General features: G+C 61.8%; 25 protein-coding genes and 1 pseudogene. 11 read left to right on the forward strand and 15 right to left on the reverse strand.

Annotated elements, in window-relative coordinates:
* Nucleotides 1–2 precede the first annotated feature (2 nt).
* Entirely contained in the window at nucleotides 3–437 is a 435-nt protein-coding gene (irrA, locus tag IEX53_RS08255; protein WP_188823271.1) for an iron response transcriptional regulator IrrA, read from the forward strand.
* A 99-nt stretch (nucleotides 438–536) separates the two neighbouring features.
* Here the strand turns inward: irrA and IEX53_RS08260 are convergent, their stop codons facing one another.
* Nucleotides 537–1,112: an SH3 domain-containing protein gene (locus tag IEX53_RS08260; protein ID WP_373288608.1), complete on the reverse strand. Its 576-nt coding sequence runs from the start codon at nucleotides 1,110–1,112 to the stop codon at nucleotides 537–539.
* Between the two features lie 211 nt (nucleotides 1,113–1,323).
* On the opposite strand from IEX53_RS08260, the gene IEX53_RS08265 reads away from it, so the two are divergent.
* Nucleotides 1,324–2,325, forward strand: a complete 1,002-nt coding sequence (locus IEX53_RS08265; protein ID WP_188823273.1) for a 2-hydroxyacid dehydrogenase — start codon at nucleotides 1,324–1,326, stop codon at nucleotides 2,323–2,325.
* A 328-nt stretch (nucleotides 2,326–2,653) separates the two neighbouring features.
* On the opposite strand, the gene IEX53_RS08270 is transcribed toward IEX53_RS08265, so the two are convergent.
* The 3 genes from IEX53_RS08270 to IEX53_RS08280 all read right to left on the reverse strand — a co-directional run bounded on the left by IEX53_RS08270 (nucleotide 2,654) and on the right by IEX53_RS08280 (nucleotide 5,308).
* Nucleotides 2,654–3,511, reverse strand: coding sequence for a C40 family peptidase (locus IEX53_RS08270; RefSeq protein WP_188823275.1), 858 nt, complete (start codon nucleotides 3,509–3,511; stop codon nucleotides 2,654–2,656).
* Nucleotides 3,508–3,858, reverse strand: coding sequence for a MarR family transcriptional regulator (locus IEX53_RS08275; RefSeq protein WP_188823277.1), 351 nt, complete (start codon nucleotides 3,856–3,858; stop codon nucleotides 3,508–3,510). The genes IEX53_RS08270 and IEX53_RS08275 overlap by 4 nt, the downstream gene beginning before the upstream one ends.
* Before the next feature lie 64 nt (nucleotides 3,859–3,922).
* Complete coding sequence (locus IEX53_RS08280; RefSeq protein WP_188823279.1) at nucleotides 3,923–5,308, reverse strand: leucyl aminopeptidase family protein; 1,386 nt, start codon at nucleotides 5,306–5,308, stop codon at nucleotides 3,923–3,925.
* Nucleotides 5,309–5,521: 213 nt separating this feature from the next.
* Between IEX53_RS08280 and IEX53_RS08285 the strand changes: the two genes are divergently transcribed.
* Nucleotides 5,522–6,334: a tetratricopeptide repeat protein gene (locus tag IEX53_RS08285; protein ID WP_188823281.1), complete on the forward strand. Its 813-nt coding sequence runs from the start codon at nucleotides 5,522–5,524 to the stop codon at nucleotides 6,332–6,334.
* A gap of 5 nt (nucleotides 6,335–6,339) precedes the next feature.
* Here the strand turns inward: IEX53_RS08285 and IEX53_RS08290 are convergent, their stop codons facing one another.
* From IEX53_RS08290 to IEX53_RS08335, 10 genes are all read right to left on the reverse strand, one after another.
* On the reverse strand, nucleotides 6,340–7,332 hold the full coding sequence (locus IEX53_RS08290) for a type II secretion system F family protein (RefSeq protein WP_188823284.1): 993 nt from the start codon (nucleotides 7,330–7,332) through the stop codon (nucleotides 6,340–6,342).
* Nucleotides 7,333–7,343: 11 nt separating this feature from the next.
* The gene (locus IEX53_RS08295; protein ID WP_188823510.1) at nucleotides 7,344–8,348 is read right to left on the reverse strand and encodes a type II secretion system F family protein; all 1,005 of its coding nucleotides are present in this window, start codon (nucleotides 8,346–8,348) and stop codon (nucleotides 7,344–7,346) included.
* A 19-nt stretch (nucleotides 8,349–8,367) separates the two neighbouring features.
* Complete coding sequence (locus IEX53_RS08300) at nucleotides 8,368–9,843, reverse strand: TadA family conjugal transfer-associated ATPase (RefSeq protein WP_188823286.1); 1,476 nt, start codon at nucleotides 9,841–9,843, stop codon at nucleotides 8,368–8,370.
* A gap of 183 nt (nucleotides 9,844–10,026) precedes the next feature.
* Nucleotides 10,027–11,319 (reverse strand): CpaE/TadZ family protein, encoded by a 1,293-nt coding sequence (locus IEX53_RS08305; RefSeq protein WP_188823288.1) that lies wholly within the window; start codon nucleotides 11,317–11,319, stop codon nucleotides 10,027–10,029.
* Nucleotides 11,319–12,032 (reverse strand): CpaD family pilus assembly protein, encoded by a 714-nt coding sequence (locus IEX53_RS08310; protein ID WP_236016096.1) that lies wholly within the window; start codon nucleotides 12,030–12,032, stop codon nucleotides 11,319–11,321. The genes IEX53_RS08305 and IEX53_RS08310 overlap by 1 nt, the downstream gene beginning before the upstream one ends.
* A 248-nt stretch (nucleotides 12,033–12,280) precedes the next feature.
* On the reverse strand, nucleotides 12,281–13,846 hold the full coding sequence (locus IEX53_RS08315) for a type II and III secretion system protein family protein (RefSeq protein WP_188823291.1): 1,566 nt from the start codon (nucleotides 13,844–13,846) through the stop codon (nucleotides 12,281–12,283).
* Nucleotides 13,847–14,037: 191 nt separating this feature from the next.
* Entirely contained in the window at nucleotides 14,038–14,844 is an 807-nt protein-coding gene (gene cpaB / locus IEX53_RS08320; protein WP_188823293.1) for a Flp pilus assembly protein CpaB, read from the reverse strand.
* Between the two features lie 104 nt (nucleotides 14,845–14,948).
* Nucleotides 14,949–15,470, reverse strand: coding sequence for an A24 family peptidase (locus tag IEX53_RS08325; RefSeq protein ID WP_188823295.1), 522 nt, complete (start codon nucleotides 15,468–15,470; stop codon nucleotides 14,949–14,951).
* Between the two features lie 11 nt (nucleotides 15,471–15,481).
* Nucleotides 15,482–15,655, reverse strand: a complete 174-nt coding sequence (locus tag IEX53_RS08330) for a Flp family type IVb pilin (RefSeq protein WP_188823296.1) — start codon at nucleotides 15,653–15,655, stop codon at nucleotides 15,482–15,484.
* A 79-nt stretch (nucleotides 15,656–15,734) separates the two neighbouring features.
* Entirely contained in the window at nucleotides 15,735–15,926 is a 192-nt protein-coding gene (locus IEX53_RS08335) for a Flp family type IVb pilin (protein ID WP_188823298.1), read from the reverse strand.
* Between the two features lie 282 nt (nucleotides 15,927–16,208).
* Between IEX53_RS08335 and IEX53_RS08340 the strand changes: the two genes are divergently transcribed.
* From IEX53_RS08340 to IEX53_RS08350, 3 genes are all read left to right on the forward strand, one after another.
* Complete coding sequence (locus tag IEX53_RS08340) at nucleotides 16,209–16,631, forward strand: pilus assembly protein N-terminal domain-containing protein (RefSeq protein ID WP_188823300.1); 423 nt, start codon at nucleotides 16,209–16,211, stop codon at nucleotides 16,629–16,631.
* Nucleotides 16,632–16,745: 114 nt separating this feature from the next.
* On the forward strand, nucleotides 16,746–17,300 hold the full coding sequence (locus IEX53_RS08345) for a TadE/TadG family type IV pilus assembly protein (protein WP_188823302.1): 555 nt from the start codon (nucleotides 16,746–16,748) through the stop codon (nucleotides 17,298–17,300).
* A 33-nt stretch (nucleotides 17,301–17,333) separates the two neighbouring features.
* Complete coding sequence (locus tag IEX53_RS08350; RefSeq protein WP_188823304.1) at nucleotides 17,334–17,906, forward strand: TadE/TadG family type IV pilus assembly protein; 573 nt, start codon at nucleotides 17,334–17,336, stop codon at nucleotides 17,904–17,906.
* A 63-nt stretch (nucleotides 17,907–17,969) separates the two neighbouring features.
* On the opposite strand, the gene IEX53_RS08355 is transcribed toward IEX53_RS08350, so the two are convergent.
* The gene (locus tag IEX53_RS08355) at nucleotides 17,970–18,917 is read right to left on the reverse strand and encodes a phosphate/phosphite/phosphonate ABC transporter substrate-binding protein (RefSeq protein WP_188823306.1); all 948 of its coding nucleotides are present in this window, start codon (nucleotides 18,915–18,917) and stop codon (nucleotides 17,970–17,972) included.
* A 155-nt stretch (nucleotides 18,918–19,072) separates the two neighbouring features.
* Here IEX53_RS08355 and IEX53_RS08360 point away from each other — a divergent pair, with 155 nt between their 5' ends.
* The 5 genes and pseudogenes from IEX53_RS08360 to dnaA all read left to right on the forward strand — a co-directional run.
* Nucleotides 19,073–20,308 carry a phosphopentomutase gene (locus IEX53_RS08360; RefSeq protein ID WP_188823308.1) on the forward strand — a complete coding sequence of 412 codons (1,236 nt, stop codon included), beginning with the start codon at nucleotides 19,073–19,075 and terminating at the stop codon, nucleotides 20,306–20,308.
* The gene (gene mutM / locus IEX53_RS08365) at nucleotides 20,301–21,179 is read left to right on the forward strand and encodes a bifunctional DNA-formamidopyrimidine glycosylase/DNA-(apurinic or apyrimidinic site) lyase (RefSeq protein ID WP_188823310.1); all 879 of its coding nucleotides are present in this window, start codon (nucleotides 20,301–20,303) and stop codon (nucleotides 21,177–21,179) included. The genes IEX53_RS08360 and mutM overlap by 8 nt, the downstream gene beginning before the upstream one ends.
* Before the next feature lie 76 nt (nucleotides 21,180–21,255).
* Nucleotides 21,256–22,029: an enoyl-CoA hydratase gene (locus IEX53_RS08370; protein ID WP_188823311.1), complete on the forward strand. Its 774-nt coding sequence runs from the start codon at nucleotides 21,256–21,258 to the stop codon at nucleotides 22,027–22,029.
* A 129-nt stretch (nucleotides 22,030–22,158) separates the two neighbouring features.
* Nucleotides 22,159–22,428: a 30S ribosomal protein S20 gene (gene rpsT, locus IEX53_RS08375; protein ID WP_188823313.1), complete on the forward strand. Its 270-nt coding sequence runs from the start codon at nucleotides 22,159–22,161 to the stop codon at nucleotides 22,426–22,428.
* Between the two features lie 917 nt (nucleotides 22,429–23,345).
* A pseudogene (dnaA, locus tag IEX53_RS08380) lies at nucleotides 23,346–24,791 on the forward strand (chromosomal replication initiator protein DnaA); the annotation flags it as partial.
* Nucleotides 24,792–24,883: the final 92 nt, after the last annotated feature.

The raw sequence follows: 24,883 nt of genomic DNA on the forward strand, positions 1-24,883 counted from the left end.
CCGTGCACATAAACCCCGCTCACGCTACCCATATAGAGGATCGTCTTCGCCATGCGGGCCTGCGCCCGACGCGGCAGCGCATCGCGCTGGCCAGCCTGATCTTCGCACAAGGGGACCGGCATCTTTCCGCCGAGCAGTTGCATGAGGAAGCGGTGGGCGCCGACGTGCCGGTATCGCTCGCGACCGTCTACAACACGCTCCACCAGTTCACCGAGGCGGGCATGCTGCGCATGATCGCCATCGAGGGTTCGAAAACCTATTTCGACACCAATACGTCCGACCACCAGCACTTCTTCATCGAAGGCGAAAACACTGTCATCGACATTCCCAACGGCCCCAAGGGCCAGCCGGTCGTCGGCAACCTGCCCGAGCCGCCCGAAGGCATGGAGATCGCCAATGTCGATATTATCGTGCGGTTGAGGCGGAAGGGCCAGTAACGACGATTACTGCCGGCAGATGATGGGGCTAGCCGAATATGCTGATGGCAACGCCCAGCCCTTCATCCGATTGCGCACCGCGCCAAAGAAAGAAACGCCCTAATCAAACTTCTCCCCCGGATAGGCGCCCCAGAGTTCGCGCTGCTTTATCCAGCCGCTGACGCGATCTATCTTGAACTCGCACCATTCGCCGTCGCACTCGTTCAGGGTGCCGATCACGCCCGGCTCGACGCGGGCGACGAGGTTCGTGGTCTCGCTCGGGCCGGAATATAAACTCAGAAGCGTCTTCGGGTCGTTCTTCTTCCACGGCGCGACGATGCCCGTGCGCTTGCCTGACAGCAATGACTGGTAGACCCAGCCCTCCGCGCCATCGGCGTCGCGGATACGGCGCCAATTGTCATATTCCTGGATGATCTCAACCGGCAGGCCGGACTTCTGAAACAGCCACGAAACGGCATATTGGCGGCCCGGGCCGACGCGCAAATTCACCTTGCTGGGCTTCAAGCTGACGAAGCGCGGCAACGGCAGGCCACTCGGCCCCAGAACCGTGCCGGGGGCGGGATCGGCCGCCGCGGCATGGGAATGTCCGGGGCTGGCGAGCGGCATGCCCATCAGCAACAGGAAAACAACCCCCGCCAGAAAGAAGGGGGAACGCAGCTTAAAATCCTTGTACAAATCCGTCCTCGCCGGTTCTGCCGTCACGTCTTTTCGGGTGTCGTTCCGGCGATGATGCCGGCCCCTGTTTTTCTTTGTCTTTGGCGCGCCGCCTTGGTAGACAGGATCATAGTCTGCACTCTCCGTGGTTAAGGAGGCTTCAACCTGTTTGGTTAAGGCAAAATTAATGTGCAGGCCAAGGAGCAGGGGTGGCCGGTTTCAAGAGGTGGACATGCCGATAAGAAAGAAGCCTTTGGTCGTCGTCACGCGGAAGCTTCCCGATCCGGTCGAAACGCGCATGCGCGAGCTTTTCGACACCCGGCTCAATATCGACGATCGCCCCATGTCCCCGGACGAACTCATCGGGGCGATGAAGGAGGCCGACGTCCTTGTCCCCACCATCAGCGATGTCATCGATGAGTCGGTCATCGACGAAGCGGGACCGAATCTGAAGCTTATCGCCAATTTCGGCAATGGCGTCGACAATATCGATGTCTCCGCCGCCGCCAAACGCGGCATCATGGTGACCAATACGCCGAATGTTCTGAACGAGGATGCGGCCGACATGACCATGGCGCTGATCCTCGCCGCCCCGCGCCGTCTGGTGGAGGGGGTGAACGTGCTCAGCGAAACCGGCAAATGGCCGGGCTGGTCGCCGACCTGGATGCTGGGCCGCCGCATCTGGGGCAAACGCCTCGGCATTATCGGCATGGGCCGCATCGGCACGGCAGTGGCGCGGCGCGCCAAGGCCTTCGGCCTCTCGATTCACTATCACAACCGGCACAGAGTCAGCCAGCGTGTCGAGGAGGAGTTGGAGGCCACCTATTGGGAGAGCCTCGACCAGATGCTGGCGCGCATGGACATCATCTCGGTCAATTGCCCGTCGACGCCTGCGACATTCCACCTGCTTTCGGCAAGACGCATCGCGCTGATGCAGCCGACCGCCTATCTCGTCAACACCGCGCGCGGTCAGATCATCGACGAGAATGCGCTCATCGAACAGATCGAGCAGGGCAAGCTTGCCGGCGCCGGTCTCGACGTCTTCGAGCACGAGCCGACCATCGACCCGCGCCTCGCCCGCCTCGCAGCCGAGGGCAAGGTGGTGATCCTGCCCCATATGAGCTCCGCCACCATCGAAGGGCGTACCGACATGGGCGACCGCGTGATCATCAACATCCGCGCCTTCGTAGACGGGCACAGGCCGCCGGACAGGGTGTTGCCGGAGAGGGGGTAAGTCGACTTTTGACGGAATTGCCTGAAATCCGGTTTTTGGAACCGTTGTTGTCATGGAAGCGCCGAGGAATGGATCCCAGTGACAAGCACTGGGATGACGGGTTGCTTGGCTGTTGGCACGCAAACCCTGCAGCCTCTCCACTTGGCAGAAACCTATCCAATAGCGGGAAAAACATCTCCACTGCGTCATCCAGTGCTTGTCACTGGGATCCATTCCTCTACGGTGACGCGGTCGCAACGATAAGAGGGTGAGCCGCCACGCACCTCCACCTACATGTGAAATGCTTTAATGAATAATTCAATGGGGGCGCATACGTACCCCTTCACCCTCACGGCCGTCTCACCACCGTCGGATATTCATAAAGATACGCGATCCGCTCTATCGCCTCGCGCAGCGGCTCATAGGTGACGGTCATCGTATGGCCGCTGGCGTGGATGAGCGTGCTTTCATCCGCCACAATCGCCGCATGCCCCTTCCAGAAGACAAGGTCGCCGCGCCTGAGATTGCCGTAATCGGCGTCGGGCTCAATGATCGTCCCGATGGTCGAGGCCTGCATGTCGCTGTCGCGCAGCACGTCCCTGCCCGCCATGCGCATGGAGAGTTGCACCAGCCCCGAGCAATCGACGCCGAAGCCGGATGTGCCGCCCCAGAGATAGGGGGTTTGGAGCAGGGTTTCGGCGACGGCAACGAAATCCTCGGCATATTGACCGGCGGGCGAAAGGTGCCGGGCGATGACCGCTTCACCGTTTTCGAGAAGAGAATACTGCGTTCCACGCGTTTCCGCCTCGCCCACAACGGTCAGGCGGGAGCCGAGCGACAGTGCGTGCGTGTGTGGGAAGCGAAGGTCTGCCCCCGGATAGACGAAGGTGCGCGGAACGTTCACCACATGGGTCGGCTCGCCGCGCATTTGTTCGAGCGAGGAATTCGTGACATAGCCGACATAGCCGTCGCGCACCGCCTGCATCCAGCACCAGCCATCGGCCTCATCGAAGACCATGACGTCATCACCGAACAGAAGCTGTGTCTGCGGGCCGCTCTCGAGGCTTGGCTTGCCGCGCAGGTCCACCACCGGCAGGGCGGTGCGCATGGGCTTGCCCTCAACAAAGCGCTCCGCTTCCACCTGGCCCTCCAGCCTTATGTCGGCAAGATCGGGGCGGTAGGCGTGGAGACGACGGTCGAGGCTCATAATGGCAGTTCCCTTGATTTGTTTATCACCAGATCGCCCAGCCGCTCTACATAGAGCGCGCCGTTTACGGTTCTCTTTACCAGCACATTGCGGCGATCTTTCTCATCGCGGTGCCGCGAGACAAGACCCAGAGCGCCCATCGTGTCGAGCGCCCGGGTGATGACGGGCTTCGTCACGTCAAGCTTCGCCGCGAGCCCCCGCACCGTATGGGGCGGCGGCTCCAGATAGATCGTCAGCAATATTGCCAGTTGCCGCCATGTGAGATCGGGCATCTCGTCGCGCACTTCGGCGAGGGCCACGGTCTTCAACAATGTCAGCGCCTGCAGCGGCTTCAGCTCGACGGGCATGGGAAACCATATCGTTTCGGCTCCGTATCATCCAACCGCCTTTGCCGCGCTTATGCAAGCAGCGTCATGCTCCCGGGAACCGCTGCTTCAAGAGATGGTAAAGGGCGCGTATCGCCTGCGCCTCACCGCCGACGGGCGCGGTGGGCTTTTCCACAGGCGTCCAGCCGAAAATATCGAAATGGCTCCAGACGTGGGCCTTCTCGACAAAGCGGCGGAGGAAAAGCGCCGCCGTCACCGAGCCGGCGAAGCCATCGGTCGTTACATTGTTGATGTCGGCGACGCGGGAGGAAAGCTTCTTCTCATAGGGCGTCCAGAGCGGCATGCGCCAGACGGGATCGGCCACAGCATGGGCGGCATTAGCCATTTCACCGGCAAAACCCTCATCGTCGGTATAGAAGGGCGGCAGGTCGGGTCCCAGCGCCACGCGCGCCGCTCCGGTCAGCGTCGCCATGTCGACGAGCATATCAGGCTCTTCCTCGTCGGCCAGCGCCAGCGCGTCGGCCAGAACCAGCCTGCCCTCGGCATCGGTATTGCCGATTTCGACTGTAATGCCCTTGCGGCTTTTCAGAATATCGCTGGGCCGGAAGGCGTTGCCTGCAATGGAATTTTCCACCGCCGGGATCAGCACACGAAGCCGGACGGGCAGTTCCGCATCCATGATCATATGGGCGAGGCCCAGCACATTGGCCGCGCCGCCCATGTCTTTCTTCATCAACAGCATGCCGCTCGCCGGCTTGATGTCGAGACCGCCCGTGTCGAAGCAAACGCCTTTGCCGACAAGCGTGACCTTCGGGTGATCCTTGTCGCCCCAGATAAGGTCGATGAGCCGTGGCGCTTGCGCACCCGCGCGGCCGACGGCGTGGATCATCGGAAAATTGCGGTCCAGAAGCTCCTGCCCCGCCGTCACCGCGATTTCAGCGCCATGGGCCGTTGCGAGCTTGCGCGCGGCTTCCTCCAGCGCTTCCGGCCCCATATCGTTGGCGGGGGTGTTGATGAGGTCGCGGGCGAGCGTGACACCGGCGGCGATGCGCCGTGTCTCCGCTTCCTCTACGCCTTCGGGCAGAACGAGAACGACGTTTCCCTTCTCCGGCTTCATGCGATAGCGGTCGAAGCTGTAGCCGCCCATGAGGAAGGCGAGCGCGAGAAGGTCGCCGTCTTCCACCGTGCCATCGATATGCCAGGCACCTTCCGGCAGGGTCCGTGCGAGCTTGCCGGGCAGAAGGCGCGATTGGCCGTCCTTGCCGGGCTTTTCGGTGCCGAACAGCGCGCCCGCAATGCCGCCTGTGCCGTCGGGTACGGTGAGAAGCTGCCCCGCCTGCCCGGTAAAGCCATTGGCGCGCGCCCATGCAACGGCATGTTCCGGCAGGCGCAGACGGTCGAAGCCGTCTTTCGTGACCAGCCAGACCGGGCGGCTTTCGGCAGTTTTATGGGCGGAGATGTCAACGGGCATGGCAGAGACCTTTTATTCCGTAATCACGATACGAGGCATACACCCAAACAAATATTTTAGCCGCATGATCTTGTCCGGAAAGTCTGCAACTTTCCGGGATCATGCTCGGCCATTTCTTAATCATCTGTTAGGGTTAACAGAATATTTCTCTTTTCAGGAACTATGTGGGCGGTTTGCGGCAAAAAGCCGGAACCGGTTTCGGAGCGGCGGGAAATGAGCATCGGGGCGATCGGCGCGGCCAGGCGGGGCCATTTTGTTTTTTCGGCGATGGTGGTGGTTCTTGCGGCGGGCGTTGCCGGCTGCACCACGACCGACCGGACCACGACCGGCTCCATCGCCCGCGTTGCTTCGGCGCGTCCCATCGAGCAGATGAACAACCTTGAACTGGCTGGAGCCGTGCGCAGTTACGGCCTGCAATATCAGAAAGACCCGAAGAACAAGCCCGTGGCGCTCGCCTATGCCAATGTGCTCGGCATGACGGGCCGCAACGACCAGGCGCTGGCGGTGATGCGCGCGTTGGCCATTGCCTATCCGCAGGACCGGCAGGTGCTCGCTGCCTATGGCAAATCGCTGGCGAGCGCGGGCGAGCTGGAGGCGGCGCTCGATGCGGTGCGCCGGGCGCAGACGCCGGCCTATCCCGACTGGAGGCTTCTCTCCGCCGAAGGGGCGATCCTCGACCAGATGGGCCAACCCGAAGGCGCCCGCGCACTCTACCGCCGCGCGCTCGAAATCCAGCCGAACGAGGCATCGATCCTCTCGAATTTCGGCATGTCCTACATGCTGACTGGCGACCTCAAGTCCGCCGAAAACTACATGCGCAATGCCGCCATGGCGCCCGGCGCCGATAGCCGCGTCAGGCAGAACCTCGCGCTGGCGGTGGGTCTGCAAGGCCGCTTCCAGGAAGCCGAAGCCATCGCCCGCCGCGAGCTTTCCCCGCAGCAGGCCGAAGCCAACATTCAATACTTACGCGCCATGCTGGCCCAGCAGAATTCGTGGAACATGTTGAAGGACAAGCCGAAAAGCTAAAGCGCCTACTGACCGAACAGCCCGCCCTGCGCGCTGATCTGGATGAAGGCGGGGCCGAGGATGACCATGAAGAGCACCGGCAGGAAGAACAGGATCATCGGCACGGTGAGCTTGGGAGGCAGGGCGGCGGCCTTCTTTTCCGCTTCGTTCAGGCGCATGTCGCGGCTTTCCTGAGAAAGTGTCCGCAGCGCCTGAGCGACGGGCGTGCCGTAGCGTTCGGCCTGAATCAGAGCCTGCATGACTGACTTCACCGGCTCCAGCCCCGTGCGGTTGGCGAGGTTTTCATAGGCCTGCCGGCGGTCGGACAAGAACGATAATTCCGCATTGGTGAGCACGAATTCTTCCGCCAGTTCCACCGACTGGATGCCGATTTCCTCCGACACCTTGCGGAAGGCGGCTTCCGTGGACATGCCCGATTCCACGCAGATCAGCATAAGGTCGAGCGCGTCGGGCCAGGCGCGCTGGATCGACTGCTTGCGCTTGGCGGCGCGGTTGGAGACGTAGAGGTTGGGCGCGTAGAACCCGGCATAGGCGCCGAAGATGCAGATGATGACGCGCAGGAAGAAAGGCTGGTCGGACAGGAGGCCGAGCCCGAAAATATAAAACGCCGTCAATATGAAAGTGGCGAAGGGCAGCACGAAGCGCAGGAACAGGAAGACGTTGAGCGGGTTCTGGCCGCGGAAGCCGGCATTGCTGAGGGCCGCGATTGTCTTCTCATCGGCCAGCGCGCGCTTCAGGTCGAGCTTCTCGACGAAATCGCGGATGCCCGGTTTCTGCGCACGGCGCAGGCCGCGGCGCTTCTCGCCCTCGGCAGCCATTCTGGCACGCTCGCGGGTGCGGATCGCATCGCGCTCCAATGCCACGGTTTTCATGCGGGATCGCAGTTGATTCTGGCTAAAGAGCGGCAAAAGCACGGATACCAGTGTCATAAATACGGCGACACTTACGAATGCCGCAACGAGGAATTGTGGGTCGGCGAAGCGAGTAAGCAGTGTCATGAGCCGATCCCCTACATGTCGAAATTGATCATCTTGCGCATGACAAATATGCCTGTCAGCATCAGCACGCCGGAGATGCCGAGCAGCATATGTCCCGTCCCGCTGGTGAAGAGCAGCATGATATATTGCGGGCTGGTGAGATAGATGAGGAGTGTGACGATGAAGGGCAGCGCGCCGATGATTGCGGCGGAGGCCTTCGCTTCCATCGACAGCGCGCTCACTTTCGCCTTCATCTTCTTGCGGTCGCGCAGCACGCGCGAGAGATTGCCCAGCGCTTCGGAAAGATTGCCGCCGGCCTGCGACTGGATCTGGATGACGATGGCGAAGAAATTCGCTTCCGGGCAGGGCATGGAATCGGGCATCTTGCCCACCGCGTCGGGGATCGCAAGGCCCATTTGCTGCGCCTCGACGACGCGGCGGAATTCACTTCGCACCGGCTCGCGCGCTTCGCTGGCGATGAGCCGCAAGCCGTCATTGAGCGGCAGGCCGGAGCGCACCGAACGGACGATGACGTCGAGCGCGTTGGGGAACTCCTCCAGAAACGCCTTGATGCGGCGGCTGCGCCTCATGCCGACGAACCATCGCGGCAAGCCGACGCCGCCCGCCAAAAGCACACCGGGCGCAAGCCAGAGCGGCACGCCGAAAAGGATGGCGGCGAGCGTGATGACCAGCCCCACCACGGCGGAAAAAAGATAAAAACGCTCGACGCTCATGCTCAGCCCGGCCTGGGCCAGGAAGATGCGCAAGGGTGGCGATTTCTGGTTTTTCTCCCGCAGCTTCTGACGGTCTTCCAGATCCTTCAGATTGTCCTGCAGCGATTTGCGCCGCTTCTGAAGTTCGGCGGCGCGGTCACGGGCGGCCTTCTTGCTCGATGCCGTGGTTGCGGATTGCTTGACGCTGCTCAGCCGGCGGTCCTGGGCCTTGCCGTCCGCGATCCTGTCATAGAGCAGCGCATAGGCGAGCGCTCCCGCGGCGACCGCGGCAAGCAGTGCGAAGAGAAGTGTCGAGCCGAACATCGTCAGTGCCCCTCCCCGCTCATGGCTGGCCGCGTTTTTCCATGGCGTCGAGGGCGGCGGCGAGGCGCTGCTCCTCGCCATAATAGCGGGCGCGCTCCCAGAAAACCGGTCGCCCGATGCCGGTGGAGACATGCTCGCCGATGATGCGGCCTTGCGCGTCTTCGCCCTTGATATCGTAGGTAAGCAGATCCTGCGTGATGATCACATCGCCTTCCATACCGACCACTTCGGTGATGTGTGTGATGCGGCGCGAGCCGTCGCGCAGGCGCGCGGCCTGGATGATGATATCGACCGAGCCGACGATGATCTCGCGCACGGTCTTCGCCGGCAGGGTGAAGCCGCCCATGGCGATCATCGCTTCGATGCGGTTCAGGCACTCGCGCGGGCTGTTGGAATGGATCGTGCCCATCGAGCCGTCATGCCCGGTGTTCATCGCCTGTAGCAGGTCGAACACTTCCGGCCCGCGGACCTCGCCGACGATGATGCGCTCGGGGCGCATACGCAGGCAGTTCTTGACGAGATCGCGCATGGTCACCTCGCCCTCTCCTTCCAGATTGGGCGGGCGGGTTTCGAGGCGCACCACATGGGGCTGCTGCAATTGCAGTTCCGCCGAATCCTCGCAGGTGATGATCCGCTCGCCCGCATCGATATAGCGGGTCAGGCAGTTGAGAAGCGTCGTCTTGCCGGAGCCGGTGCCGCCGGAGATGATAACATTGCAGCGTACGCGGCCGATGATTTGCAGGATTTCGGCTCCATGCGGCGAGATCGCACCAAAACGCACTAGCTGGTCGAGCGTCAGCTTGTCCTTCTTGAACTTGCGGATGGTCAGGACCGCGCCGTCGATGGCGAGCGGCGGGGCGATGACGTTGACGCGCGAACCGTCGGGCAGGCGCGCGTCGCAGATCGGGCTCGATTCGTCGACACGGCGGCCCACCTGGCTGACGATGCGCTGGCAGACATTCAAGAGCTGCTGGTTGTCGCGGAAACGGATGCCGGTTTCCTGCACCTTGCCGTCGACTTCGATATAGGTCTTGCGCGGGCCGTTGACCATGATGTCGGCGATATCGTCGCGCGCCAGCAACGGCTCCAGCGGGCCATAGCCCAGCACATCGTTGCAGATGTCATCGAGCAGTTCCTCCTGCTCGGAGATCGACATGGCCAGATTCTTGATGGCGATGATGTCGTTGACGATATCGCGAATTTCCTCGCGCGCGGCGTCGGGCTCCATGCGGGAGAGCTGCGAGAGATCGATGGTGTCGATCAGCGCCGAGAAGACCTGGCTTTTCGTCGTGTAATAGCCCTCGTCCTTCTCGCGAACCGGGACGACGGGGGCAGGTGCGCGCATCGCATGCGGGGGCTGGGAGAGGCTGCCCGGCTCGATCACCGCGGCGTGGGCGGGGCTGGGAGATGGAGATACGGCCATCGCCGGCACAGGCACGGCACGGGGTACCTGCCCCGTTTGCCTTACACCGTCATTGCCTCTTCTGCCGAACATATGCATTCCGCCCCAAATCTTTGTTTTAGCCGCACGATCCTATGCAGTTACTGAAGCCGTCGCGGATAGCCCCTCACCCTTACCCTCTCCCCGTGAATTACGGGGAGAGGGTAAGGGTGAGGGGCTATCCGCGCGATACACTTTTGAGCCCTGCCCTTCGCCCTCATCTATCAAAACGTGCCCCTATTTCCCAAGCGCCAGCCGGTTCAAAAGGCTCGTCAGGCCGCTCTTCTTTTTGGCTCTCACCTCGACCCGCCCGGTCAGGACATGCGCGATATCGCCGATCACCTCCGTGATGGCGTGGGAGGGGTCGGTCTCGCCCAGCATCCGGCCATTGTTGGCGGCGTTGCCGAAAAGCTGCGGATCGAAATTGATCAGCCCTATCGGCTCGACACCCAAGGGCTCGGCGAAATCGGCGGGCGATATCTCCGGGCGCTTCGGCACGCCGATCTGGTTCAGGATCAGGCGCGGCGGCGCATCGTTGGGCCGCAGCGCTTTCAGCGTATCGATCAAATTCTTGGCGTTGCGCAGATTGGCGAGGTCGGGCGCGGCGACGATCACCACCTCGTCGGCGCGGGCAAGCGTGGTGCGCGTCCAGCCGTTCCAGCCATGCGGTACGTCGAGGACGACATGAGGCGCGGTGCGCTGCGCGACATCGATCAAATTGGTGAAGGCGTCCTCGCTGAAGTCGAACGGGCGGTCGAGCATGGAGGGGGCGGCAAGCAGCGACAGATGGTCGTCGCATTGCGCCAGCAGGCGGTCGAGATAGACCTCGTCGATCCGCTCCGGCGCGAACACCGCATCGGCTATGCCCTGCGCCGGGTCCTGATCGAAATTGATGTTGGCGGTGCCGTAGGGGAGATCCATATCGGCGATGACGACATCGCTCTCGAACCGGCTCGAAATCGTCCAGGCGACGTTATGGGCGATAGTGGAGGAGCCGACGCCGCCCTTGGCGCCGACGAAGGCGAGCGAGCGGCCCAGCGGCTCCGCCTCCGGCGCGACGAAGATGGAGGAGATGATGGCAAGGATGTCGGCGAGCGAAACGGGCGCGACGACATATTCGGAAATGCCGCGGCGGAGCAGCTCGCGATAAAGCCAGACATCGTTGGAATGGCCGATGACCATCACCTTGGAGGTGGGATCGCAGACTTCGGCAAGCCGCATCAGTTGGTCGAGCAGCGCGCGCGGCTCCGCCGTCGATTCGACGATCAGCAGATTGGGCGTCGGCGCGCTCTGATAGAACTCGATTGCGGTTGGAATGCCGCCCATATGCACCTTGAGATGGGCCTTCGCCATGCGGCGGTCCTCGCCCGCCCGTTCGATGGGCTTGGCGACGCCATCGGTCTCACAGAAGGCCTGGATCGAGATGCGCGGTATCGGGCGCAGCGATTGCAGCAGTGCGATGTTTTCCTGCCTGATATAGGAATCCGGATTCTTGTCCGTTTCTTCGGTTTCATAGGTCAGATTGTGCATCAATACTCAACCTCCCGCGATCCCTGCCACACGGAGCCGCTGCTCTGTGAGCTCTCCTGATAATCGCCGATCACCTTGCCGCGCCGCGCCGCGTCGACTTCGCCGGGCGCGCGCGGTCCCAGCAGATCAGCCGGGTTGGCGATCTGCGCGGCGAGGTTGTTCTGGCTGGCACAGCCGAAATTCGCGTAATGCTTGTTCTCGACGGTGTTGAGCAGATCGTCCGGCCAGCGCCCGCACGGACCGGCGGCGGCGGTCATGGCGTAATAGGTGATGCGGACGGGCGCGACATCGGGCGAGGCGACCTTATAAGTCTCCGTCGCAATATTGCTGGGGCGCACCCCGCCCTTGCGCAGCACATTGGCAATCTCGGTGCTGATCCTATAGGCCGCCGCCTCATTATAGGATCCCGAGGGCAGCATGATGTAGACCATGCCGGAGCCATTGGCGCGGTAATTGAGAAGCGCGTTCTGGACGATGCTGCGCTGGGTGGCGGAAAGCCTGATATCGCCATGCCGGACGGGTATGTCCACCACCTGCTCGCGCTCGGCGATGGTGATGGGGTGATTGGTGCGGTAATCGTCCGGTATGGAGCCGACCGTCATGGGCTGGCTGACGCAGCCGGAGAGGATGAGGGCGGCGGTGATCAGCGCAGTCCTCCCGGTAAAACGGCGAGGCCGCTCCCCCCCCTCTACCCTGCCGGGCCGGTTGGGCACCCTCCTTCCCCCTTGCGGGGATTGAGGAGCGTTCGGCCGCAGGCCGAGGAAAAGCCAACGATTTGGCTTTTCCAGCGACGAACCCCGCGTCAGCGGGCGGATGGGGGTGGTGACGGGTGCGCTTTTGCTGGAGACCGTGGCGAACGCGTCACCACCCCCACCCGACCCTTCGGGCGGGTGCGAGCCCGGCCCGGCAGGGCAGAGAGGGGTGTCACAGCTCCAACGTTTCCCAAACATCACCATCCCCCTCACTTGTAAATATAACCGACGACGCCGTGATAGCGTCCGGACGGAAGCTGCGCCTTGCCGGTGCCATAGACGCGGTTGACCTGGCCGAGGATGTAGCCCGCCGGATCGCTCGCCGGGGCGAGATTGTCATCGGGCCGGGCCAGCGCGTTGCGCGCCATGGGGCGCACCAGATAGGGCGTGACCAGGATGACGAGTTCGGTCTCGTTGCGCACGAATTCGCGGCTGCGGAAGAGCGTGCCGAGGACCGGGATCTTCGACAATCCGGGCATGCCTGATATCGCCTGCCTCGTCTCATCGCGAATGAGACCCGCGATCATCATCGAGCCGCCGGAAGGCAGCTCCACCGTCGTATCGGCGAGGCGCTTGCGAAGCGACAGGATGTTGCCCGCGGGGCGACTTCCGCCTGAACTCATAGCGATGGAGCCTTCCATCGTCGGTTCGGAGACGGAGGTGCGCACCTTGAGGCTGATGCGGCCGGGCGAAAGCACCACGGGCATGAACTCGAGGCCGATGCCGTATTCGATTTTCTCGTGCTCGGTGACAAGGTTTTCCGCGCCGGTCTTCTCGTTGACCCGGACGTCCTGGCCGGTGATGATGTTGTACTCACCGCCAACCTTGAAAACCGCCTTCTCGCCCGAGACGGCAGTAAGCGTCGGCTCGGCGAGCGTCTTCATCACGCCCGCCAGTTCCATGGCATTGAGATAAGCGCTGAGGGTGCCGCTGCCGAAACGGCCCGAAATCATTCCGCCTGAATTGGTGATGGCCTGACCGGCGAGAGCGGCGACATTTTCCGAGATGCCGCCATAAGTGATGCCATCGGCGCTGCCCGAGCCGATCATGTTGACGCCGAGCTGCTTCATGACCGAGCGGCTGACTTCCGCCACCGTCACCTTCAGCGTCACCTGATCGTCGCCGATGGTCTTTATGAGATTGACGATCTTGCTGGTGCGGCGATCTTCCTCATCCGGCCCGTCGATGATGGAAACGCCACCGCCGCCGCCCGCCGAGACGTTTTTGCTATATTGCCCGGTCGTCGCCTCGCCGCCGGAGACGAAGAGTTCCGCGAGTTTGGCGGCCCTTGCCGAATCCTGCGGCGTCTCGACCGTTCCCGTCAGCACCACATTGTCGTTGATGAGTTCGACGGTGATGTCCGAGCCGGGGATATATTTCTTCAGATAATGGTTGAGGCCCGCGACATCGCGCTCGATCTCGAGGTCGAGGCTGGCGATCTGCTCGCCATCCGGCCCGAAGACGAAGATGTTGGTCTGGCCCACCTGTTTGCCGAACAGATAAATGCGCCGTGCCGTGCGCGTCACCGCGTCCGCCACATCGGGATTGGCGACGAGGATATCATAGGCATCGCGCGGAAGGTCGATGACGATGGATTTGTTGAGTCCCAGCTTGATGCGCTTGGCGCCGCCGTTCTGGCTGAGCTGCACGACGTTGTTTTGCGCGTGCGCGGGCGAGGCGAGCGGGCTGGCCAGAGCCAAGAGGGCGAGGGTGAGGGCGATTCGAGTTTTGACCGCAGCGCACGTCACGGCACCCCCCTCTGTCCTGCCGGACATCTCCCCCACAAGGGGGGAGATTGGCTGACACGTCGGTCCACGCATATTCCGCAACGTTTGCGATTGGTGCCGAACGGCCATGACGGCGTGATCTCCCCCCTTGTGGGGGAGATGTCCGGCAGGACAGAGGGGGGTGTTACGGGACCGGCGCTTCAAACTGAAACGCCCTAAAAGCGGGTTGCCATTTACCATCATCGTGCCCCCACTTCCGTCACGGTTCCCGATTTGATGAGCTTCACCGTCCCGCGCCGTCCGGGGGCGGAGACGAGATAGTCGGCCTCCTTCTCCGCCGGCTCCTGCGCGTCATGCGCCGAGCGCAGCGCGAGGCTGAGGCGGTCGGCCATTTGCTGCGCGACGATAATGATTTCCGACTGCTGCGGGGTCAGTTCCAGCGTTGCCGTCTGGCCGACGATCACCTTGTTGCCCTTCTCATCCTCCTGGATGTTCTGGTCGATCGCCAATACGCGGATGTTTTCGAGGATCGTCTCGGTCAAGAAGCGGGACTTGCCGTTATCGCCTTCCTGCTTGCGGGTCATGATGACGTCGACGAAATCATTGGGCAGGATGAAGCCGCCGGCGGAGGTATCGGCGGAAATCTGGGTGGCGACCGCGCGCATTCCCGGCGGCAGCATCGCGGACATGAAGCTCTGCCCCGGGCCGATCAGCTTGGCCTTGCGGATGGGCTCGCCGGTCATCAATTGCAGCCGGACGGTGGAACCTTTCAGTTCCTCCATCGCCTGGGGCTCGGCATCGCGGGTGATATAGCCTTCGGTGATCGCCTCGGCGGGCCAGGGCTGCCAGCGCATCTGGCCGGAGAGTTCAGCGCCGACGCCGAGAGTCTCGGTGGCGACGAGCACGTCACGCAATTCGATCTGCGCGGTTGGCGCGGCGGCCTCGACCACGACCGGCGCGGGCGCCGACATGCTCATCGCGATATAGCCCGCCCCGACGGCGGCAATGACCGCGACGGCCAGAATGACCAAGCGTGCTGACTTCATATTCCCACCCCACGCGCACCCTACGCGAGGCAACCATGCAGCGGGAATCGTGTAATTATGGTTAACGCAATCTTATGCCGGTTTGGAAAGATTGATATCCGGCGTTAAAACGAGGAGAGCCGTGCAAGGACCCAGAGGCCCAAAGGCGATTGCGGAAAAGTGAGGAGACCGGCGGCGCCGAGCGCGATGCCGTAGGGAATGCCGACATCCTTCTGGGCAAGCCGGTGCATGAATTCGAAACGGCCGGCAACCACGGCAAGAGGCGAGCGGCGATAGGCGAGGATCGCGAGCGTCAGCATGCCGCCCAGCATGGAACCGATGACGATATAGTTGAGGAGATCGACGCTCCAGCCGAGCCAAACCGCAGTCGCCGCCATCAGCTTGGCGTCACCCCCGCCCATGGCGCGGATGGCGAAAAGGCCGAAAGTCGCCGCGAGGACTGCAAGCCCGGCGACGAAATGCATGGCGTAGACATCCCAGGCCATGCCGGTGAGCGGTGCCAGAATGGCGAAGGCGCCGACGAGGATCAACGACACCCGGTTCTGGATTGTCATGGACAGAAGGTCGGAAACCATCGCGAAGGCCATCGCGAAGGGGAAGATGACAAGGATGGCTGCTTCGGTCATGAGCAACTACCTCACTTCAATACATCAGAGATAGCCGTCGCAACAAAGTCGAATTTTCCTCCAATAGCGGCTGAGAGTTGTAGGAGACCGGTAATAATAGCGATCGAAACAAGTGCACCGATCAGGCCGTATTCAATTGCGGCTGAGGCTCTTTGATCTCGGAGAAAGCGCTTGGGAATTGTCATCGGAGATAGCCTCCCTCGGGCGTAAAGCCGGGCTAGCCGCCCGATTGATGCTCGAGCGGCTGACCCAAATCCAACTAGATTAGCCTTTCGTCTCTTCCTTGCCAGCGTCTCTGAGAGTCTCTCCAAGCTTTGTGAACTTGTCATCAATGTGCCCGCCCAGAGCTTGGGCTCCACCGATGATGGCGACGGAAATCAGCGCGGCGATGAGGCCGTATTCGATGGCGGTTGCGCCGGATTCATCCTTGGCGAAGCGCTTGAGAAGGTTCTTCATGTTTTTGGCTCCTGAACTCTTTGTTGATACAGCACTTCCGTCAACTTGTTGTTTTGGATCTCGTTGATCGGATGGCCGCAACCTAGGAGCAGCGGATTGCAATCGCCTTAAAAAACACCCTTAGGAAAAGGTAAATGCGAGGCTTGATTTCATGTGGTTAATCCAAGGGAAATATTTTGCCTCCGTTTTGAAGTATTGAGCGTCATGCGCCTGATTTTAAACCTTCCTTCACCAATGGGGCTCATGGATGGATAAGGATTTGCCCGGGTGGGGAGAAACCGAATGTCATATAAAACTCGATATGGGATGAGCCGCGCCCTTTGCGCCGCCTCGATGCTTTTCGCGACAGTCATTACCGGCGCGGGTTCCGCTGCTGCCGCTGACGAAGGCATCAAGCTTATGGCCAACCAGACGCGCGTCCTGCGTCTCGTGCGTCCGGCCGATACAGTCGCCATCGGCGATCCCGAACTTCTCGATGTGGTAGTGCAGGATTCGAAAACGGTCGTGCTTACCGGCAAGGGGCGCTTCGGCGTCACCAATATCGTGGCTCTCGACGCTGAGGGCCGGGCGATCCTGGACGATACGATCATCGTCGGCCGAGACGATAGCAAGATCACCCGCGTTTATCGACGCGACGATGTGCAGATGCTCTCCTGCACGCCCTTCTGCGAGAAGGCTTATCAGAACACCGGCGCGGTCAACTGACATGGTTGACAGGACGTAACGACTTTCCCTCCAATTTGCTCATCCCTGCATACGGGAATGCAACATGTCCGCGCCTATGATCCGGCCATAGCCAGGGTTGGGGAGCCGGGGGAAATGCAATCGCATAAATCAAAATTCACCGCGCTGTTGCGCCGCTTCAGGCGCGACCGCAAGGGTACGACAGCGATCGAATTTTCGTTTCTGATCCTTCCTTTCCTGCTGCTCCTGTTCTCGATCATCGAAGTGTGCGTCAGCTTCATGGGGCAGCAGCTTTTGTCGAACGCGGTCGACCGGGCCGCCCGGCAATTGCGCACCGGCGAATTACGGGCGGCGGATGTGCAGGGCACCAAGCTGCGCGATCTCATCTGCGACCAGATCGAAATCCTGATTCCTTCCGGCTGCCCCGGGCTCAGCGTGAACCTCCAATCCTACCAGACATTCGTGAGCGTGCCGAAAAGCGGCATCGTCAATGCGGCCGGGCAATTGAGCCTCGGCAACAGGGTCGATCCCGGCGAGGCCTTGTCGATCAACCAGCTCAACGCGCTTTATCGCTGGCCGCTGCTCACCGATATCATGCGCCGGCAGTTGAGCGCCGCGAATAGCGACGGAACCTGGCCGCTCTTTGCGACCAACACCTGGCAGAACGAGCCTTTTCCGCTCGACCGGTGAATTTTTCGGGGATCAGGCCATAGGGGGCAAGCCATGAAGATGACGGACAGTTTCAGCCGGTTCCTGCGCGATCGATCTGGCGTGGCGGCGGTGGAATTCGTGCTGGTCGCGCCGCTGATCATCCTTATCTATCTGGGCGCGGTGGAACTGAGCCAGGGCATAGAGATGAGCCGGAACGTCAACCGGACCTCCGGCATCGTCGCCAATCTCGTCGCCCAGCAATCGGTCATAAGAAAAAACCAGCTCGACGATATTCTCGAAATCGGCAAGGCGACGATGTATCCCTATAACCGCGACACGCCGAGCATCAGGGTAACGGCCATCCAGGTGGAGGCGACCCCTTCGTCGAACCCTTCCGCCACGGTCGCGTGGTCCTATGCCAATGGGAAACTCACGCGCGACGCCAAAGACAGCGACATCGCCATTCCCGCCTCGTTCCGGGTGGCGGGCATGTTTCTCGTCAAGGTCGATGTCGCCCTGAGCTATGTGCCGATAACCGTCTGGGGCTTGCGCAATCTCGCATCGGTCAAGGGTGGCGTGCCGCTGGGCGAGACCTACTATTTCGCGCCAATCAATTCCGAAATCATCCTCTGCCCGGATTGCTGAAGGCGGCTTTCAGTTTTGCATGTCTTTATCCCAAAACCGGTTCCCACTTTTGGGAGACATGCCCTACAACTCCGCCTTCTGCCCGGTAATAGCCGACAGCATCTTCTGCGGCATGCGGTAATCATGCGGGCCGACGGCAACGAAACCGCCCCCATGCACCCGGTCGAGGAGGTCGTAGACCTCAGGGTCCTGCGTGGAAAGCGAGACCAGGAAACGGCGCAGGATCAGCTTTGCTTCCGGCGCCAGATTGCTGCGCACCGCGTGGGGACCATATCGCAGCAGCGAGGATTCCCAGGCGATCCGGTAGCTCCCCGCCTTCAGCCCCTGTTTCTTCAGACGCGCCAGCGTGCCGCCGCTCGGGGCCTTGTCGTCGCCGCTGGAGGGCACCCAGCCGAAGAAGCCATCGGCCTTGCCGGCGACGAACAGCTTTTCCGCATTTTCAAGCGAGCCGGCATTGATGAAGGTTTCGCGGACGGCATCGGTGTTCTGGCCGGAAACCATATAGGCCGAGACCGGCCCGAGCGACGCCGCTTTGGCCGCCTCGGCTGGCAGCGCGATCCGGACGCCCTTCATGTCCTCGTCACCGATGCCGGGGCGCAGCAGGAGGATGGAGCGGATGCCGAGCGAGCCGTCAGTGCCCACCGGCGCGACCAGAGGCTCGACGCATTCGCACGAGGCGTAGGCGGCGGCGTAAGCGGCGGCGGTGTCGACCGCATAATCGACCCGCTCTGTCGCCTGCGCATCGACCAGCGCCGGAATATCGGGAAGCACCACCAGATCGACCGGCATGTCGAGCGCTTTCGAGTAAGCGGATTTCAGCTTTTCGACATCGGCAGGCGGAAGCTCGGCAACGCGCGGCGACGCCACGCCGATGCGGAACTGCCCCATCTCCTTGCGCCAGTCGGCATGGGCGGCATTGGTCAATCCAAGAATGGCGATGCTGCCTAGAACCAGCAGTCTCGAAAAGGCATTGGCGGAAAGCATTATCCAGAAACCCTCGATGGTTCCCACTTGGCTTTTTATGCATCGTTCGCCCTGTCCTCGATTGTGTGGGGCAAGGGTTAAAGCTCCGTTAACCATGATGAATTTTGCGTCGCCGGGCGCATGGTTTGTGTTCGGGCGGATTTTCTCCTATCTCTGGCGCCAAAAGATGGATGACCAACGCAATGCCAAGAGCCTTTCTTTTCGTGCTTGATTCCTTCGGTATCGGCGGCGCGCCGGATGCAGGTGTGTTCGGCGATGCGGGGGCCGATACGCTCGGCCATATCGCGGCTGCCTGCGCCACCGGCGCGGGTGATCGTAACGGCCTGCGCTCCGGCCCGCTGAGCTTGCCGAACATGACCGCGCTGGGGCTCACCCAGGCGGCGGAGCTGGCGACAGGCAAAATTCCCGAAGGGCTTGACGGCGCGGTGCGCCCGAACGGACTCTGGGGCGCGGCGCAGGAGGTCTCGCGCGGCAAGGACACGCCCTCAGGCCATTGGGAGATTGCCGGGGTTCCCGTCTCCTTCGACTGGGGCTATTTCCCGCATACTATCCCCGCCTTTCCCGCCGATTTCCTTGTTGAGATCGCGCGGCGGACCGGCATATCAGGCACCCTCGCCAACTGCCACGCATCGGGGACGGAAGTGGTCGAGCGCTTCGGCGAAGAGCATGTCGCGACCGGCAAGCCCATCTTCTACACCTCGACCGATTCCGTCCTGCAGATCGCGGCGCATGAGACGCATTTCGGTCTCGAGCGGCTATATGATCTCTGCGCCGTTGCTCGCGAACTGGTCGATCCCATGAATATCGGGCGCGTCATCGCGCGGCCCTTTACCGGCGAGACGGCGGCGACGTTCCAGCGCACCGGCAACCGCCGGGACTATTCGGTGCCGCCGCCTGAGCCGACCGTTCTCGACCGTCTGGCGGAGGCCGGGCACAAGGTGATCGGCGTGGGCAAGATCGGCGATATTTTCGCCCATCGAGGCGTCAGCGATGTGCGCAAGGCCAATGGCAACATGGCCCTGTTCGACGCGACGCTGCAAGCGATGAAGGACGCGCGCGACGGGGATCTCGTCTTCACCAATTTCGTCGATTTCGACATGCTCTACGGCCATCGCCGCGACGTGCCGGGCTATGCCGCCGCACTCGAAGCCTTCGACCGGCGTCTGCCGGAGGCCTATGCGCTGATGCGGTCGGGCGACATACTGATCCTTACCGCCGACCATGGCTGCGACCCGACCTGGCAAGGCACGGATCATACGCGCGAGCGGGTGCCGGTGCTGACCTGCGGCGCGGGAGCGGGCGAAATCGGCATCCTCCCAACCTTTGCCGATATCGGCGAGACGGTGGCCGCCCATCTGAAGATCGCCCCTGGCAAGCATGGCAAGAGCTTCCTCAAGCCGGAACAGACCAATGCCTGAACTCCCCGAGGTGGAAACCGTCCGGCGCGGGCTGGAGCCTGTCATGGAGGGCGCGCGGATCGTCTCCGTCGAACAGCGGCGGCCAGATTTGCGCTTTCCCTTTCCGGAGCGCTTCGCGGAGCGGCTTCAGAACCGCCGCATCGAGGCGCTGGGGCGGCGGGCGAAATATCTGACCATGCATCTCGACGATGGGCTTTCGGTCATCAGCCATCTCGGCATGTCGGGTTCCTACCGCATCGAGATCGACGACACGGCTGACGCGCCGGGCGCGTTCCACCACGACCGCTCGAAAAATGGAGCGCATGACCACCTTGTTCTGCATATCGAGCGCAAGAAGGGTGGCGCCGCCCGCATCGTCTATAACGATCCGCGGCGCTTCGGCTTCATCGTGCTGGCGGAGCCGGGGGAACTCGACAGCCACCCGATGCTGAGCGGCCTCGGCATCGAGCCGACCGGCAACGCGCTTTCCGGCGAACTCCTCGCGCGCCTCTTCGCGAACAGGCGAGCGCCGCTGAAAACCGCGCTTCTCGATCAGCGTCTTATCGCAGGACTCGGCAACATCTATGTCTGCGAGGCGCTCTGGCGGGCGGGCCTTCTGCCGACGCGGGAGGCGGGAAGCCTTGGGGACGCCACGCAGGCCGACGCGCTCGCCATCGCTATCCGCGAGGTCATCGCGGAGGCAATCGCGGCGGGCGGCTCGACCTTGCGCGACCATCGCCAGGCCGATGGCACGCTCGGCTATTTCCAGCACCGTTTTTCCGTCTATGATCGCGAGGGAGCGCCCTGCCCGCGCGCGGGCTGCGGCGGCACCATAGCGCGCATCGTGCAGAGCGGGCGTTCGACCTTCTTCTGCGCCCGCTGCCAGCGTTGAAAGCAAGTCCAGGAAAAGTGTGAAGCGGCTTTCCGTCCGGACTTGCGAAAGGTAAAGAATCAAGGGAGGTTCCGCCATGGTTTATGAGAACATTATCGTCGAAACCTTCGGGCCGGTCGGCCTCATCAGGCTCAATCGCCCGCAGGCGCTCAATGCCCTAAACTCCGCGCTCCTTGGCGAACTCAATGCCGCGCTTGCCGATTTCGACGCCGACGAGGGAACCGGCGCGATCGTGCTCACCGGCTCGGAGAAGGCCTTCGCCGCCGGGGCGGACATCAAGGAAATGCAGCCGCTCGAATTCGCCGATGCCTATAAGAACAATTTTCTTGGTGACTGGGAGGCCATCACCCACGCACGCAAGCCGGTCATCGCGGCGGTGGCGGGCTATGCGCTCGGCGGCGGCTGCGAGCTTGCCATGATGTGCGATTTCATCATCGCGGCAAAGACGGCGAGATTCGGCCAGCCGGAAATCACACTCGGCATCATGCCCGGCATGGGCGGCACGCAGCGGCTCGCCCGTTTCGTCGGCAAGGCCAAGGCGATGGATCTGGTCCTCACTGGGCGGATCATGGATGCCGACGAGGCGGAGCGCGCGGGGCTGGTGGCGCGCGTGGTGGCTAGCGAGGAACTGCTCGACGAGGCGATCAAGGCCGCGACCAGAATCGCCTCCTTCTCGCGTCCCGCCGTCATGATGGCCAAGGAGACGGTCGATCGCGCCTATGAGACGACGCTCAGCGAGGGCTTGCGCTTCGAGCGGCGGCTCTTCCACTCCATGTTTGCGCTCGAAGACCAGAAGGAAGGCATGAGCGCTTTCGTCGAGAAACGGACGCCCTCCTTCAAGCATCGATAAGGGCGATATTCGATTGACGTCTGTGGAAAGCTGATCTATAAGCCGCCCACGGTTTGGCTGCCTCCTGGGCGGCCCATATGGTTTCACGCCCGGCAGCGGCCGGATAGCTGACAGAAAAGAGAGGCATTCATGGCCAACACTCCTTCGGCCAAGAAAGCGGTGCGCAAGATCGAAGCCCGCACGGAAGTCAACAAGGCTCGCCGTTCGCGCGTGCGCACCTTCCTGCGCAAGTTCGAAGACGCCGTGGCAAGCGGCAACAAGACGGCCGCCGAGGCTGCCTTCAAGGCTGCCGAGCCGGAAGTGATGCGCGCCGCCAGCAAGGGCGTGGTGCACAAGAACACCGCTTCCCGCAAGATCTCCCGTCTGGCCAAGCGCCTGAAGGGCATGGCTGCCGCCTGATCATTATTTCTTCATAGCCTAAATAGAACCCGGCTTATCATTAGCCGGGTTTTTTATTTGCGCGCGAAAACCTTGGTTAACGCCGGGCTCGCGCCGATGCCTTTGCGTATCCGCGAAGGTAATATTTATGTAAAAAATCATTTGCGAAAAAAAGAATGAACGCTCCGATTTATTTAGGCTTTTCAAACACTTGTGCCGCAATATCCACAGATATCCACAGGCAGGCGAAGAATCCCCGGCAGGCTAAAATGTCAAGCAATTTTTTAAAATTTTTTTCCAGTCCGCGGGCCACATGCGCCCGAAAAATTGGGGGCGGAAAAACGCTTTGAATCCGAACGGCTTATCACATTAACCATGATGCGGATGCCTTGAGGGAAGGCCTTGGCGAGGGCCAAAGGCTTAAAAAACGGTAACCTTCGCACTTGCCCTTGCCGCCCTGGGTTTTGTAATGTCCTCCCCATCGAGAGGGATGGGCCACGGGCCCAGGTCAGCAAAAAACAACTGTTCCAAACGAACGCAGGCAAGGTCTGCGAACGAAGTTCCATTGTCGAAACAAGGTGATGGCAAAGAGGGATGCAGGGGGTAAGGTTCACCATTAACCGGGCGTTAACCGGAACAAACATTTGCGCGGCAAATGAAAATTTGAACGGTTGTTGAAAGGCGGCATTCAGGCAATCAGCAACGGGCGGAGGGAGAGTGAGTCGTAAAGACCAGCCGGAGCAAGCTGGACGATACGGGTCGGGTGGACCCAGGGAATAACAAGAAGTGCCGGGAACGGCGCGCCGGAAAAGAATGACAGGCGAGGCAAGATGATTTTGAGCAGCAAGGCGACCGAAGCGATGCGCAATGAGGCGTACAATTCCGCCATTCCGGCACTACCAGTTTCAGGCTCCGAGAGGGACGTAATGGATGCGAATGGCGAAGCCGCTTTCGAACGGCTGATGAGCAAGCTGAAGGCGCGTGTCGGCAGCGAGATTTATTCCAGCTGGTTCGGACGTCTGAAGCTCGATGAGATTTCGAAGAGCGTTGTCCGCCTTTCCGTTCCGACCGCCTTCCTGCGTTCCTGGATCAACAATCATTATTCCGAGCTCCTGACCCAGCTCTGGCAGGAAGAGAACGACCAGATCCTCAAGGTGGAGGTCGTGGTGCGCAGCGTCAGTCGCGCCGCCCGAGCGCCTTTGACCCAGCCTTCGGGCGATATCATGGAAACGCGCACGCCGGTTCGTGAAAAGATCGTCTTCCCGGTCGGCCAGTCCAACGCCGACAAGCGTATGGCGCCCGTCGCCGCCGAGGGCGCCAACCAGAGTTCCGTGCTGGGCTCGCCGCTCGATCCGCGCTACACATTCGACAGCTTCGTCGACGGCGCGTCGAACCGTGTCGTACTAGCCGCCGCACGCACCATTGCGGAAGCCGGCTCCAGCGCCGTGCGCTTCAACCCGCTGTTCATCCATGCCTCCGTCGGCCTCGGGAAAACACATCTGCTGCAGGCGATCGCCGCCGCCGCGCTGAAACGCCAGGAAAAGGCGCGCGTCGTCTATCTCACGGCGGAATATTTCATGTGGCGCTTCGCCACCGCCATTCGCGACAACAACGCCCTCTCCTTCAAGGAGCAACTGCGCGACATCGACCTTCTCATCATCGACGACATGCAGTTTCTGCAGGGCAAGTCGATACAGCACGAGTTCTGCCATCTCCTCAACACGCTGCTCGACAGCGCCAAGCAGGTGGTGGTGGCGGCGGATCGCCCGCCCGCAGAGCTGGAATCGCTCGATGTGCGTGTGCGCTCGCGCCTTCAGGGTGGCGTCGCGCTCGAAATCGCCGCGCCCGATTATGAGATGCGGCTGGAAATCCTGAAGCGCCGGCTTGCCGCCGCCAAGGTCGAGGACCAGAGCCTCGACATTCCCGAAGATATCCTCGCCCATGTGGCGCAGACCGTCACCGGCTCGGGCCGCGAGTTGGAAGGCGCTTTCAATCAACTCATCTTCCGCCAGTCCTTCGAGCCCAATCTTTCCATCGACCGCGTCGATGAACTGCTCGGCCATCTGACCCGCGCAGGCGAGCCGAAGCGCATCCGCATCGAGGAAATCCAGCGCATCGTCGCGCGACATTACAACGTATCCAAGCAGGACCTTCTCTCCAACCGGCGCACGCGCACCATCGTGAAGCCGCGCCAGGTGGCGATGTATCTCGCCAAGATGCTGACGCTGCGCTCACTCCCCGAAATCGGCCGCCGCTTCGGCGGGCGCGACCACACCACCGTGCTTCACGCGGTGCGTAAAGTGGAGGACATGGTCGGCGCCGACCAGAAGCTGGCGCAGGAGCTGGAGCTGCTCAAGCGGCTCATCAACGACCAGGCCGCGTGATCAACCAGAACAAACGGTTATCAACAGAAAGCAGGCCTGGGCAGAGAGCATGATCTCTCCCGGGCTTGCTTTTATGCCCCGGTTTCTGCCAC

This window comes from Paramesorhizobium endophyticum, from assembly GCF_014640615.1.
Lineage (GTDB): Bacteria > Pseudomonadota > Alphaproteobacteria > Rhizobiales > Rhizobiaceae > Paramesorhizobium > Paramesorhizobium endophyticum.

Excerpts from the sequence above, each read along its gene's own strand:
- IEX53_RS08265 (WP_188823273.1), top strand. The coding sequence starts at position 1,324 with ATGCCGATAAGAAAGAAGCCTTTGGTCGTCGTCACGCGGAAGCTTCCC.
- IEX53_RS08270 (WP_188823275.1), bottom strand. The coding sequence starts at position 3,511 with ATGAGCCTCGACCGTCGTCTCCACGCCTACCGCCCCGATCTTGCCGAC.
- IEX53_RS08275 (WP_188823277.1), bottom strand. The coding sequence starts at position 3,858 with ATGCCCGTCGAGCTGAAGCCGCTGCAGGCGCTGACATTGTTGAAGACC.
- IEX53_RS08280 (WP_188823279.1), bottom strand. The coding sequence starts at position 5,308 with ATGCCCGTTGACATCTCCGCCCATAAAACTGCCGAAAGCCGCCCGGTC.
- IEX53_RS08285 (WP_188823281.1), top strand. The coding sequence starts at position 5,522 with ATGAGCATCGGGGCGATCGGCGCGGCCAGGCGGGGCCATTTTGTTTTT.
- IEX53_RS08290 (WP_188823284.1), bottom strand. The coding sequence starts at position 7,332 with ATGACACTGCTTACTCGCTTCGCCGACCCACAATTCCTCGTTGCGGCA.
- IEX53_RS08295 (WP_188823510.1), bottom strand. The coding sequence starts at position 8,348 with ATGTTCGGCTCGACACTTCTCTTCGCACTGCTTGCCGCGGTCGCCGCG.
- IEX53_RS08300 (WP_188823286.1), bottom strand. The coding sequence starts at position 9,843 with ATGTTCGGCAGAAGAGGCAATGACGGTGTAAGGCAAACGGGGCAGGTA.
- IEX53_RS08305 (WP_188823288.1), bottom strand. The coding sequence starts at position 11,319 with ATGCACAATCTGACCTATGAAACCGAAGAAACGGACAAGAATCCGGAT.
- IEX53_RS08315 (WP_188823291.1), bottom strand. The coding sequence starts at position 13,846 with ATGTCCGGCAGGACAGAGGGGGGTGCCGTGACGTGCGCTGCGGTCAAA.
- cpaB (WP_188823293.1), bottom strand. The coding sequence starts at position 14,844 with ATGAAGTCAGCACGCTTGGTCATTCTGGCCGTCGCGGTCATTGCCGCC.
- IEX53_RS08325 (WP_188823295.1), bottom strand. The coding sequence starts at position 15,470 with ATGACCGAAGCAGCCATCCTTGTCATCTTCCCCTTCGCGATGGCCTTC.
- IEX53_RS08330 (WP_188823296.1), bottom strand. The coding sequence starts at position 15,655 with ATGACAATTCCCAAGCGCTTTCTCCGAGATCAAAGAGCCTCAGCCGCA.
- IEX53_RS08335 (WP_188823298.1), bottom strand. The coding sequence starts at position 15,926 with ATGAAGAACCTTCTCAAGCGCTTCGCCAAGGATGAATCCGGCGCAACC.
- IEX53_RS08340 (WP_188823300.1), top strand. The coding sequence starts at position 16,209 with ATGTCATATAAAACTCGATATGGGATGAGCCGCGCCCTTTGCGCCGCC.
- IEX53_RS08345 (WP_188823302.1), top strand. The coding sequence starts at position 16,746 with ATGCAATCGCATAAATCAAAATTCACCGCGCTGTTGCGCCGCTTCAGG.
- IEX53_RS08350 (WP_188823304.1), top strand. The coding sequence starts at position 17,334 with ATGAAGATGACGGACAGTTTCAGCCGGTTCCTGCGCGATCGATCTGGC.
- IEX53_RS08360 (WP_188823308.1), top strand. The coding sequence starts at position 19,073 with ATGCCAAGAGCCTTTCTTTTCGTGCTTGATTCCTTCGGTATCGGCGGC.
- mutM (WP_188823310.1), top strand. The coding sequence starts at position 20,301 with ATGCCTGAACTCCCCGAGGTGGAAACCGTCCGGCGCGGGCTGGAGCCT.
- IEX53_RS08370 (WP_188823311.1), top strand. The coding sequence starts at position 21,256 with ATGGTTTATGAGAACATTATCGTCGAAACCTTCGGGCCGGTCGGCCTC.
- rpsT (WP_188823313.1), top strand. The coding sequence starts at position 22,159 with ATGGCCAACACTCCTTCGGCCAAGAAAGCGGTGCGCAAGATCGAAGCC.